Raw genomic sequence first — 11,738 nt, 5'->3', positions numbered from 1 at the left:
GTCAGCCCACGTCGCTCATGCGCCGGTAGCGGATCCGGTGCGGCTCGTTCGCATCGGCGCCCTTCCGGCGCTTCAGATCCGCCTCGTAGTCCTCGTAGTTCCCCTCGAACCACACGACCTTGCTGTCGCCCTCGAAGGCGAGGATGTGCGTCGCGATGCGGTCGAGGAACCAGCGATCGTGGCTGATGATCACCGCGCAGCCCGCGAACTCGAGCAGCGCCTCCTCCAGCGATCGCAGCGTGTCGACGTCGAGGTCGTTCGTCGGCTCGTCGAGCAGGAGCACGTTGCCCCCGCGGCGGAGCAGCTTTGCCAGGTGGACGCGGTTGCGCTCGCCGCCCGAGAGATCACCGACCTTCTTCTGCTGGTCGGCACCCTGGAAGTTGAACGACGCCACGTACGCGCGCGAGTTCACCTCGCGCTTGCCCACGAGCAGCGTGGGCTCGCCGCCCGAGATCTCCTGCCAGACGCTCTTGCTCGGATCGAGCGCGTCGCGCGACTGATCCACGTACGCGAGCTCCACGCTCTCGCCGATGCGGAGCGCGCCCTTGTCGGCCTGCTCCAGGCCCATGATCATCTTGAACAGCGTCGTCTTGCCCGCGCCGTTCGGCCCGATCACGCCGACGATCCCGCCGCGCGGCAGCGAAAACGACAGGTCGTCGATGAGCAGCTTGTCGCCGAACGCCTTCGTCACGTGATCCGCCTCGACGACCACGTTGCCGAGGCGCGCGCCGGCCGGGATGTGGATCTGGCTCGGCGAGTACTCCTTCGCCTTCTGATCCTCGGCGAGCAGCGTTTCGTAGGCCGCGAGGCGCGCCTTGCTCTTGGCTTGCCGCGCGCGCGGGTTCATCCGCACCCAGTCGAGCTCGCGCTCCAGCGTCTTCTGCCGCGACGACTCCTGCTTCTGCTCGAGCTCCAGGCGCTTCTTCTTCTGCTCGAGCCAGCCTGAGTAGTTGCCCTCGTACGGGTAACCCATGCCGCGATCGAGCTCGAGGATCCAGCCCGCCACGTTGTCGAGGAAGTACCGATCGTGGGTCACGGCGACCACGGTGCCCGTGTACTCCGCGAGGAATCGCTCGAGCCACGCCACGCTCTCGGCGTCGAGGTGGTTCGTCGGTTCGTCGAGCAGCAAAAGATCCGGCTTTTCGAGGAGCAACCGGCAGAGCGCCACGCGGCGACGCTCGCCGCCCGAGAGCTGCGCGACCTCGGCGTCCGGGGGCGGCAGGCGCAGCGCGTCCATCGCGCGTTCGAGCACGCGATCGAGCTCCCAGCCGCCCGACGCGTCGATCTTGTCCTGCAAAACCCCGTACTCTTCGAGCAGCTCCTCCATGTTGTCCGGCGACTCGCCGAGCAGCACGCCGATCTCCTCGAAGCGCTTCATCAGCGTGCGCGTCGCCAGCACGGCGGCCTCGACGTTCTCGAGCACCGTGCGACCCGCGTCGAGCCGCGGCTCCTGCGGGAGGAAGCCCACGCGCGTGCCGTCGGCCGGCTTCGCTTCGCCAAGGAACTCCTTGTCGGTGCCCGCCATGATCCGGAGGAGCGTGCTCTTGCCGGAGCCGTTGTGCCCGAGGACGCCGATCTTCGCGCCGGGGAAGAAGGAGAGCCACAGGCCCTTCAGCACCTCCTTGTTCGGGGGGTGCACCTTCCGGACGTCCTGCATCGTGAAAATGAACTGATGCGCCACGTTTCTTTTCCCGCTCTAGCGAGTTGATGAAGGGGAGGGGGTTTGGGGGCGCAGCTCGGCATGTCCGAGCGAAGCCCCCAAGCGCCAAATGGACTGGGGAGGCGGCGAAGGATACTGAAAGCCGACGATTCGTCACGCCCGACGTGCGGGTTCTCCCGCAGGTTCAGGCCTTCCCGAGGACCTTCCGGACGAGCGACAGGTCCTTCTTGCCAAGCTCGCCCGTCACCACGAGCACCGAAAGATACAGCGCGCCGGTCACGAGGCCTTGGGCGAGCACGGCCGGTTTGCCGAGCCAAGGCAGCTGCATCCCCATGGCCACCGTCACCGCCGCGGCCACGAGCACCCGCACGAGCGAGAGCGGCGCGACGAACGCGCCCGCCTCGCGCCGCAGCGCCAGCGCCGCCACGACGGCCACGAGGCCGAGCGCGACCGAGGTCGAGATCGCCGTCGCGAAGAGCATCGGCGGGCCAAACGGGAGGCGCGGCGTCACCCCCACGCACCCGAGCGCCACGAGGCAGACCGCGAGCGCGTTGAACGCCGCGCTCATCCGCTCGCGCCCGAGGCCCGTCAGCGCCGCCGAGCTGATCCCGAGGATCGCGAACGACCCCATCCCGAGCGCGAGCACCCGGAGCACCGGCCCGCCGTGTTCCCATATCGCGCTCGATTTGTAGGCAAACCGCAGCACGTGCGGCGCGAGCGCCGCGATCGTCCCCGAGACCGCGCCCGTGACCACGAGCGCGATGCGCACGCCGGCGCGCGTGTACTCGGCGACGAGCGGCTCGCTCTTTTCGGCCCGGGCCTTCGCGAGCATCGGGAAGAGCACGAAGCTCACGGACATGAGGAGCTGGTAGGGCAGGAACGAGAAGAGCTGCACGCCGCGGTAGATCCCGAGCAGATCGTCGGACGCGGTCTCTGCGAGCCCGAGCCGGCTGGCCTCGCGCCCGACGAAGCGGCTGAGCAGGAGGAAGTCGGTCTGGAGCAGGAGGTTCAGCGCGATCTGGCCGAGCGCGAGCGGGCCGAGGAAGCCGAGGTAGTCGCGCGCGCTCGGCCCCGCGGCGCCGAGGCGGCCCAGCCCCGAGCGGGTGATCGCGATCGGCACGATGAGCGCGGCGGCGGAGACGAACCCGATCGTCGCGCCGAGCGTCCCGCTCCCGCCGAGCCGGAGGAGCACGAAGGCCCCGACGCCCATGCCGATCGTGCGCAGCAGCCCGTAGCCCACGTCGAGCCCGGCCTGGTCGAGGAAGCGCCTGCGCCCGTTCAGCGACCCCACGAGCGGCGCGTAGATGCCGTAAAGCAGCACCACGGCGGCGACGAGGCGCAGCGGCGTCGCGATGTGCGGGGCGCCGACCTCCGCCGCGATCGTCCCCGCGGCGAGAGCAAACCCGAGCGAAAGCACGACCGCGAGCACCACGTGGACACGCAGCGTGCGCGCGAAAGCGGCCCCCTCCTCGCCTGCGGAGGCCGTCGAGACCGCGCGGGACACGCCCTGGAGGGCGGTCGAGACGACGACGTTGTTCAGCACGCCGACGATCGCGAGCACGCGGGAGATCTGCCCGTAGCCGGCCTGGCCGAGCAGCCGTTCGAGGAGGAGCTGCTGGGCGAAGCCGAAGAGGATGAACGAGACCTTCGCGAAGGCGATGGCGAGCCCGCCGCGCCCGGCGGTGCGCGCGGCGCTCGGCGTCGAGAGCGCGGGAGCCGCTCCGCTCGCGGCAGGCGCGGGGGCGTTCGTCGCGGGGGCGGGCGCGGCTTCTTGCACGGCGGCTTCTTCGCAGAACGCGCGCGGGAGGGCAACCGCTCGTTGCCGGGCCTGGCGATGGTCTTCGCGTGCGTTCGAAAAAAGTTCTTGACGGACGAAGCCCCGCGGGTATCCTCGCGGTCCGTTTCGACGCCATTCCAGCTTAGCTCAGTCGGTAGAGCAGGCGGCTGTTAACCGCCGGGTCGCTGGTTCGAGTCCAGCAGCTGGAGCCAATTTATCAATCTTGCGAACTTCACAGTGAGTCGCAGGTAACGAAGCCCCCACGGCACATGCCCTGGGGGCTTTTGCTTTTTCTCCCCTGATTTTCCTGGGGTTTGCGCGTCGGCGCGCGCGGCGGGGCGGCGTTCGCGCAGAGAGCGCCGGGGGCGCGTGCGCGTGCTCGTCGAGGGCGCTCGGAACGGCGTTCGCGCGCTCTTCTCTCTCCACCGGCGAACGCTGTCCGCGTTCGTCGCGCAGGACCACGTGCTTGACAACCAATAAGCGTTGGCTTATGAGTTGTGCATGCAGAGCGCGGTCGTGGCCGAAAACAAGATCTTCCAGGCGCTGGCGGACCCCAGCCGCCGGGCGATCTTCGAGTCGCTCACACGTGGCGAAGCGGCGGTGAAGGACCTCACGGCGCGCTTCGACATCTCGCAGCCGGCGGTCTCGCAGCACCTCGCCGCCTTGAAAGACGCCGGCCTGGTGAACGGCCGGCGCGAGGGGCGCTGCGTGTACTACCGGGTGGAGCCGCGCGGGATGAAGCCGCTCATCGACTGGATCGCGCACTACCGCGCCTTCTGGACGGAGCACGTCGATCGTCTTGAACAACTGCTGGAGAAGATGGACGAATGACTCTCACGGAGAAGACCACACAAGCGCAGACCGAATCCCTTTCGTTCGAATTCGATTTGCGTCATTCGCCCCAGAAAGTGTGGCGCGCGCTCACCGACCCCACACTGCTCGCAGAATGGCTCCTGCCCGTCGTCGAGCAAAAGATCGAGCTCGCGTCGGGGGCGGCCTTCAAGTTCAAGACGGAGCCGTATCCCGGTTGGGACGGCACCGTGAATTGCAGGTTCATCGAGATCGAAGCGCAGCGGAAGCTCAGCTACGCGTGGGTCGTCGGCGATATGGAGATCGACACCGTCGTGACCTTCACGCTCACACCCACGGCGTCGGGCACGCGCCTGTCCCTCGTGCAGTCGGGCTTCAAGCCGAGCCAGAAGCAGGCATTCGGCGGTGCGCGCTACGGCTGGAAGATGATGGGCGGCAAGCTCGTCGACCTGCTCGCGAGGATGCCATGACCCGGGGGATTCGGCAGACCCATCGCTGGGTGTCCATTGCCTTCACGGTGGCCGTCCTCGGCAACTTCGTCGCCATGGCCCTGGGACATGGGCAGCAGCCTCCCGCCTGGATCACCTACTCGCCGCTGCTCCCGCTCGCCGTGCTCCTGTTCACCGGTCTGTACTTGTTCGTGCTGCCGTATGCCGCCAAGCGGCGCAGCGAGCTACGCGCGGACTGAACCAGCCACCGGGCCGCATCGCCCCACGACAAACCTCGACACACGATGGTAAAGATCGCGAACATGACCTCTACCAGCAAGCACGCCGCAGACAGCCACGACCTGATCCGCGTGCAGGGCGCGCGCGAGAACAACCTGAAGGACGTCAGCGTCGCGCTCCCCAAGCGGCGGTTGACGGTGTTCACCGGCGTCTCGGGATCGGGCAAGTCGTCGTTGGTGTTCGGCACCATCGCGGCAGAGTCGCAGCGGATGATCAACGAGACCTACAGCGCGTTCGTGCAGGGTTTCATGCCGACGCTGTCCCGGCCCGAGGTCGACGTCCTCGACGGGCTGACGACCGCGATCATCGTCGACCAGGAGCGAATGGGCGCCGACCCCCGCTCCACGGTCGGCACGGCGACCGACGTCAACGCCATGCTGCGTATCCTCTTCAGCCGCCTCGGCAAGCCGTACATTGGCCCGCCCAACGCGTACTCCTTCAACGTGCCGTCGGTCCACGCGGTCGGCTCGTTTCAAAAGGGAAGCGACAAGGCCGAGAAGGTCGTCTTCAACCGCGCCGGCGGCATGTGCCCGCGCTGTGAGGGCCGGGGCTCGGTCAACGACATCGACCTGTCTCAGCTCTACGACGACACGAAGTCGCTCAACGGCGGCGCTCTCAAGATCCCCGGCTACAGCATGGATGGCTGGTACGGGCGCATCTTCCGCGGCTGCGGCTACTTCGACCCGGACAAGCCGATCCGCAAGTTCACCAAGAAAGAGCTCCACGACCTGCTCCACAAGGAGCCGACCAAGATCAAGGTCGACGGCATCAACCTGACGTACGCGGGTCTGATCCCGACGATCCAGAAGTCCTATCTCTCGAAGGACATCGACGCGCTGCAGCCGCACATCCGCGCCTTCGTGGAGCGTGTGGCGACGTTCAGCACCTGCCCCGAGTGCGGCGGCACCCGGCTCAGCGAGGGCGCGCGGTCCTCCAAGATCAAGGGAAAGAACATCGCCGACGCCTGCGCGATGCAGATCAGCGACCTGGCCGCGTGGGTGCGCGGTCTGGAGGAGCCGTCCGTCGCGCCGCTCCTGGGGGCGCTCCGCCACACGCTCGATTCGTTCGTGGAGATCGGGCTGGGCTACCTCAGCCTCGACCGGCCGTCGGGCACGCTTTCGGGCGGGGAGGCGCAGCGCACCAAGATGATCCGCCACCTCGGCTCGTCGCTCACCGACGTGACCTATGTCTTCGACGAGCCGACGATCGGGCTGCACCCGCATGACATCCAGCGGATGAACAACCTTTTGCTGCGGCTGCGCGACAAGGGCAACACCGTCCTCGTCGTCGAGCACAAGCCGGAGACGATCGCGATCGCCGACCACGTCGTCGACCTCGGCCCCGGCGCCGGCACCGCGGGCGGCGAGGTGGTCTTCCAGGGCACCCTCGACGGGCTGCGGGCGAGCGGCACGCTCACCGGGCGTCACCTGAGCGACCGGGCCTCCCTGAAGCCGTCGGTGCGAAAGCCGTCGGGCGTGCTGAAGGTGCGCGGCGCCCACGCGCACAACCTGAAAAACGTCGACGTCGACATCCCGCTCGGCGTGCTGGTGGTGGTGACCGGCGTGGCGGGGTCGGGCAAGAGCTCCCTGATCCACGGCTCGGTGTCGGGTCGCGACGGGGTCGTGTCGATCGATCAGAGCGCGATCCATGGCTCGCGGCGCAGCAACCCGGCGACGTACACCGATCTGCTGGAGCCGATCCGCAAGGCGTTCGCGAAGGCCAACGGCGTGAAGCCCGCCCTCTTCAGCGCCAACTCCGAGGGCGCGTGTCCGACCTGCAATGGCGCCGGGGTGATTTACACGGACCTCGGGATGATGGCCGGCGTCAGCACAGTCTGCGAGGATTGCGAGGGCCGGCGATTCCAGGCGTCGGTGCTCGAGTACCGGCTCGGCGGGCGCCACATTGCCGAGGTGCTCGACCTGTCCGTCGAAGAGGCGGTCGGCTTCTTCGGCGCGGGCGAGGCGCGTACGCCGGCCGCGCACGCGATCCTGAAGCGCATGGCCGACGTGGGCCTCGGCTACCTGCGGCTCGGCCAACCGCTCCCCACGCTGTCGGGGGGGGAGCGGCAGCGGCTCAAGCTCGCGACGCACATGGGGGCCGACGGCGGCGTCTACGTGCTCGACGAGCCGACCACCGGGCTGCACCTGGCCGACCTCCAGCAGCTCCTCGGGCTGCTGGACCGGCTGGTCGACGCCGGCAAGTCGGTCATCGTGATCGAGCACCACCAGGCGGTGATGGCGCACGCCGACTGGATCATCGACCTCGGCCCGGGCGCGGGCCACGACGGCGGGCGGATCGTGTTCGAAGGCACCCCGGCCGACCTTGTGGCGGCGAAGTCGACGCTGACCGGCGAGCACCTGGCGGCATTCGTCGGAACCCGTCCGAAGGCTGCCCGATCCCGCTGAGCGCGTCCGCGTTCTCTTGCTGCTCATCGCGCTCATCGCTTGCGTTGGGGCGAGCGGAGCGGCATCCTCCGTCTCGATGACGATGCGCTTCGCGGTTTTCCTGCTCGGCTGAGCGTGGCCCCAGGCCCGCGCGACTCGCTGTGTGCGCTTGCCCGCCGTGGGAACGAGTGCACGCCACGTATTGGCCGTTTGCAGGAGAATCGTCATGCCCGATCGTCAGGCTGCGCTTTCGGAAGCGCAAATTGATCAATTCGTCCACGAAGGCTACGTCCGTATCGACGACGCCTTCCCCCGCGACATCGCCGATGCGTGTCGCGCCATCTTGTGGCTCGCAACGGGCTGTGCGCCCGACGAGCCGTCGACCTGGACGGAGCCCGTCGTTCGTCTCGGCGACTACGCCGCTCCGCCCTTCCGCGCGGCAGTGAATACCTCGAAGCTCCTCGCCGCCTTCGATTCGCTCGTCGGCGTCGATCGCTGGTTGCCCCGCGCGAGCCTCGGGACGTTCCCCATTCGCTTTCCGTCGCCCGAAGATCCGGGGGATTGCGGATGGCACATCGATCCGAGCTTCGGCTGGGAGAACGAGCCGAACTTTCTCGAATGGCGCGCCAACTTCCAATCGAGAGGGCGAGCGCTCTTGATGCTCTTTCTCTTCTCCGATGTTGGCGACGACGACGCGCCCACGCGCCTCCGCGTCGGCTCGCACGTCGAAATCGCACGGCGGCTCGCGCCGCATGGAGAACGTGGCCTCACGCTGCGCGAGCTCGCGAGCACGGAATTTCGCGAATCCGCGCACCTGCCCGAGGCGCTCGCCACGGGCCGCGCGGGGACCGTCTACCTCTGCCACCCGTTCCTGGTGCACGCGGCGCAGCCGCATCGTGGCCGCGTTCCACGGTTCCTCGCCCAGCCCCCCTTGTTGCCGCGTGGGCCCTTCGACCCCCGCCGGACGGACGGCCATGACTCCCCGGTGGAGCGGGCCATCCGCCTCGCCCTCGACTGAACCTGCCCGCGTGTAGCTCTACTCCCCGGCGACGGCTCGCTCGGCCCCCTTCTTTGCGAGAATCTCGAGCACTTTGGTGGGGCCGAGGCGGAGCCTGTCATAACCCTCGGGGTAGGTGGGGTAGTTGCGATAGATATCGCTGTCCTCGAATTTACGGTGCTCGTAGAGCGAGACGTGGCGCGCAGCGCGGCGATAGACGGCGAAGAACACGCGAAGGGAGCGAGCGAGGCCGGGGTCGGGCTCGCGGAGACCAAGAGCGTTGCGGAACCCGGTGTCCGCCGTGAGGAAGACGACCGCAGGTTCGAGGATCGGGACGAGCATCGGCGGCAAGAGGCCCTGAACGGCGACGAGCAGACCCCGCGCGACGGCCTCGTTCTCGCTCGCGTAGCGTTGCGCGCGGCGCTCGTAGTCCTGCCGCCACGCGAAAAACGCCGCGCGGCTCCCCGGCACGTCGCGAATGTGCATCAGCTCGCCGAGCCGTCGATAGAGGAAATAGAAGGCGTCCTTTTCCTTCTCCGTCATGGGCCGGTGGCCCCATTTGTCGATGAAGAGGATGGGATCGAAGACGAAGGTGCTCAGCGTGTACAGGAAATCGTCATTCGAGATTCGGTACAGCCCGTGGATGCGGTTCAGGTGCTCGACCATCTCGCGGCTCGCGCGTGATTCGAGGCCGGGCCGGTGGATCTCGCTCAGGATGGCCTTCGTATCGTCGAGCCGCTTCGGCCCCTCGCGCTCGTACTGCCCGGTCGCGTGGAGCAACTTGCTGATGGTCGGGATCGTGAAGGTCCTGAGCTGCGCGATCTCCATCGCGAGGAGGATCTCGAACGGGAAGACATGGTTCGAGAGCGCGAAGATGATGGCCTCGTAATCGCGCTCGGGATCGAGCCGGGCGATCTCGTCGTCCCAGCGGTGCGTGCGCAGGGGGATGGGCAGCTTCATCGGATGACCTTTCTGGGTTCGAGCATGGCGACGACGGACGCGACGACGACCTCGCGTCGGTGCTCCACGGAGCCAGGCAGCCCGAGATCGGCTTCTTGCACCGCGTAACTCGTCACGAGGCTGGCGAGGACGCAGGCCGCGTCGCTCGAATCCGTGGGCAACACGAGCAGGCCCTCGGCCGACCTCTGGCCGAGGTAGCGCTCCACGGCATGCGTCAAATATCCGCGGACGTTCTCGTCCCAAATGTGCCGGAGCTCGGGCGATTCGAGCGCGCTCGCATTCATGATACGCGCTCCTGCCCGATACCTCGTCGCCAGGTCGAACAGCCCGCCGACGACGCCCGCGAGCTCCGTGCGCGCTTCGGCCGTGGTGCCGGGAGCGGGCCCGTGGAGCGCGTCCTCGAGGGCTGCCACGCGGCGGCTCGTCTCGAAAAAGGCGCGCAGGAAGGACTCGATCTGGCCGGGCTCGGGGTTCGGCACCGGGAGCTTTTGGGGGGGCTCGTAAGGACCCGGCGAGGCGGCGGCGCGCCGCAACACCTGCTCGAACAACGCGTCCTTGCCGCGGAAGTAACGGTAGAGCGCCGGTTCGCTGACCCCGACGGCCGCCGCGACCTCCGAGAGCCGCGTACGCCGATAGCCGCGCGTCGCGAACAGCGCCTCGGCTTCGTCGAGGATGCGGGTGAACGTCGCTTCGGACTCGGCAGAGAGCGGCACGGCCCCGATCCTTAGTTAGTCATTCACTAACTGCAAGAAAAATGCGGCGAATGCGTCATGGTAAAATGAAGTTGCAAGTCATCATCAAGAAGCACAGGATGAGGGCGTGGAATTGAAGACCCTCGAAGCGCTGGAGCAGGTCGTTGGCAGCAGGCCACTCCCGGTGTTGATGAAGTCCATCGACACGCTCGACGTGCATTGCGTGCGGCTCCTCGCGCGCTCGCCGTTCGCTGTGCTGGGCTTCGCGGACGCCGACGGCCGCGCGCGCGCGTGGCCGGTGGGTGGCGCCCCAGGCTTTGCGCACTCCATCGAGGGAACGCACCTGCGCTTCACGCTGCCGGAGCCCGCGGCCATCGATGTTCGCACCGGGTGCTCGCTCCTCTTCTTCGTTCCGGGGCTGGGCGAGACGCTGCGCGTGAATGGCCGGCCCTCGCTCGACGGCGCGGAGCTGACGGTCACCGTCGAAGAGGCCTTCATGCACTGCGCGAAGTCGATTCTGCGGTCCTCGTTGTGGGAGAAGCCGGTGGAAACCTCGCTCCCGCTGCTCGCCGCGCGCTCGGGGCCGCTGGCCGACGCCGAGGTGCTGGCGTTCCTCTCCCACGTACCCTTCGTGACGTTGACCTCGTGGGACGCGCAGGGCGCGGGCGACACGAGCCCCAAAGGCGATCCGCCGGGGTTCCTCAAAGTCGACGCCCAAGGCCGGCTCGCCGTGGCGGATCGGCCGGGCAACCGGCGCGCCGACACCTTCCACAACCTGCTCGAACAGCCACGCGTTGCGTTGCTCGCGTTCCGGCCCGGCGACGATCGCGTGGTGGAGCTCTCGGGCCGCGCCTCGCTCACGACCGAGCCGACCTTGCTCTCGTCGATGGCGGTCGAGAACAAGACGCCGAAGCTGTCGATGCTGCTCGACGTCGAATTCGCGCGCCTCGTCCCCAGCGCGGCCGTGCGCGACGCCGAGCTCTGGAACACGTCGCGCCACGTGCCCCGCAGCGAGCTGCCGAAGATGGCCGAGATCTGCATCGACCACCTGAAGCTCAACAAGCAGAAGGGCCTCGCGGCGTCCGCGGTGCGCGCGCTCGCCTCGAAGACCGTGGTGGGCTGGGCGCTCGAGCAGGACTACGAAAAGAACCGCTACTGACGAGGGCTCCTGCGCCTCGGGCGGGACGAGCGCCTCCGCTTGGCTTGACAGACACGTGCATATGCACTTAGATGAGGGGCCATGGCGTCCTCGACGGGTGGCCGGCCCACGGAAGCACAGCTCGCCTCCAGCGAGAGCCTCTGCAACTGCCTCGCCGTGCGCCAGGCGGCTCGCCAGATCACCCAGCTCTACGACGAAGAGCTCGCAGGGACGGGGCTTCGCGCCACCCAGTACGCCGTGCTCTCCCGCCTCTCGCGTATCGCCCCGGCGACGGTGCAGGACCTCGCCGAGGCGCTCGTGATGGATCGGACCACGCTCGCCCATAACCTGAAGCCCCTCGAACGCGAGGGCCTCATCGTCATGGGCGTCGCCGCGCACGACCGTCGGGTTCGGCAGCTCCGGCTCACGCCGGCGGGAACGGCGAAGCTCCACGAGGCGCGCGTCGCATGGGCGCGCGCGCAGGCCCGATTCGAAGACGCTTACGGCGCGGAAGACGCCGCCGAGCTTCGTCGGCAGCTCGCACGAGCCGTCGAAGCCGTCCGCACCTGAAGGTTTCCCCCAAGGAGGACCT

General features: G+C 68.1%; 11 protein-coding genes and 1 tRNA gene. 8 read left to right on the top strand and 4 right to left on the bottom strand.

All coding sequences use genetic code 11. From position 1 onward, the window contains the following. Position 1 precedes the first annotated feature (1 nt). Both ettA and POL67_RS34450 read right to left on the bottom strand, forming a co-directional pair. Positions 2-1,681: an energy-dependent translational throttle protein EttA gene (gene ettA / locus POL67_RS34455; protein ID WP_271924861.1), complete on the bottom strand. Its 1,680-nt coding sequence runs from the start codon at positions 1,679-1,681 to the stop codon at positions 2-4. A gap of 163 nt (positions 1,682-1,844) precedes the next feature. After that, complete coding sequence (locus POL67_RS34450; RefSeq protein WP_271924860.1) at positions 1,845-3,437, bottom strand: lipopolysaccharide biosynthesis protein; 1,593 nt, start codon at positions 3,435-3,437, stop codon at positions 1,845-1,847. A 136-nt stretch (positions 3,438-3,573) separates the two neighbouring features. Here POL67_RS34450 and POL67_RS34445 point away from each other — a divergent pair. The 6 genes from POL67_RS34445 (at position 3,574) to POL67_RS34420 (ending at position 8,377) form a co-directional block, all read left to right on the top strand. Beyond that, a tRNA-Asn gene (locus tag POL67_RS34445) sits at positions 3,574-3,649 on the top strand. 289 nt (positions 3,650-3,938) lie between these two features. After that, the gene (locus tag POL67_RS34440) at positions 3,939-4,268 is read left to right on the top strand and encodes an ArsR/SmtB family transcription factor (RefSeq protein ID WP_271924859.1); all 330 of its coding nucleotides are present in this window, start codon (positions 3,939-3,941) and stop codon (positions 4,266-4,268) included. Next, complete coding sequence (locus POL67_RS34435) at positions 4,265-4,717, top strand: SRPBCC family protein (protein WP_271924858.1); 453 nt, start codon at positions 4,265-4,267, stop codon at positions 4,715-4,717. The genes POL67_RS34440 and POL67_RS34435 overlap by 4 nt, the downstream gene beginning before the upstream one ends. Further along, a complete protein-coding gene (locus tag POL67_RS34430; RefSeq protein WP_271924857.1) occupies positions 4,714-4,935 on the top strand; it encodes a hypothetical protein in 222 nt (73 codons plus the stop codon). Before POL67_RS34435 ends, POL67_RS34430 begins: the two co-directional genes overlap by 4 nt. Before the next feature lie 111 nt (positions 4,936-5,046). Then, the gene (locus tag POL67_RS34425; protein WP_308789562.1) at positions 5,047-7,380 is read left to right on the top strand and encodes an ATP-binding cassette domain-containing protein; all 2,334 of its coding nucleotides are present in this window, start codon (positions 5,047-5,049) and stop codon (positions 7,378-7,380) included. A 205-nt stretch (positions 7,381-7,585) separates the two neighbouring features. Then, positions 7,586-8,377: a phytanoyl-CoA dioxygenase family protein gene (locus POL67_RS34420; RefSeq protein WP_271924855.1), complete on the top strand. Its 792-nt coding sequence runs from the start codon at positions 7,586-7,588 to the stop codon at positions 8,375-8,377. Between the two features lie 18 nt (positions 8,378-8,395). On the opposite strand, the gene POL67_RS34415 is transcribed toward POL67_RS34420, so the two are convergent. Both POL67_RS34415 and POL67_RS34410 read right to left on the bottom strand, forming a co-directional pair. Continuing rightward, on the bottom strand, positions 8,396-9,316 hold the full coding sequence (locus POL67_RS34415; RefSeq protein ID WP_271924854.1) for an oxygenase MpaB family protein: 921 nt from the start codon (positions 9,314-9,316) through the stop codon (positions 8,396-8,398). Continuing rightward, complete coding sequence (locus POL67_RS34410; protein ID WP_271924853.1) at positions 9,313-10,029, bottom strand: TetR/AcrR family transcriptional regulator; 717 nt, start codon at positions 10,027-10,029, stop codon at positions 9,313-9,315. The genes POL67_RS34415 and POL67_RS34410 overlap by 4 nt, the downstream gene beginning before the upstream one ends. A 106-nt stretch (positions 10,030-10,135) precedes the next feature. On the opposite strand from POL67_RS34410, the gene POL67_RS34405 reads away from it, so the two are divergent. Together POL67_RS34405 and POL67_RS34400 are read left to right on the top strand one after the other, a co-directional pair. Continuing rightward, positions 10,136-11,167 (top strand): pyridoxamine 5'-phosphate oxidase family protein, encoded by a 1,032-nt coding sequence (locus POL67_RS34405; RefSeq protein WP_271924852.1) that lies wholly within the window; start codon positions 10,136-10,138, stop codon positions 11,165-11,167. 81 nt (positions 11,168-11,248) lie between these two features. Continuing rightward, positions 11,249-11,716, top strand: coding sequence for a MarR family winged helix-turn-helix transcriptional regulator (locus tag POL67_RS34400; RefSeq protein WP_271924851.1), 468 nt, complete (start codon positions 11,249-11,251; stop codon positions 11,714-11,716). Positions 11,717-11,738: the final 22 nt, after the last annotated feature.

Source organism: Polyangium mundeleinium, assembly GCF_028369105.1.
Lineage (GTDB): Bacteria > Myxococcota_A > Polyangia > Polyangiales > Polyangiaceae > Polyangium > Polyangium mundeleinium.
This window is presented reverse-complemented; position numbering and strand designations above follow the sequence as displayed.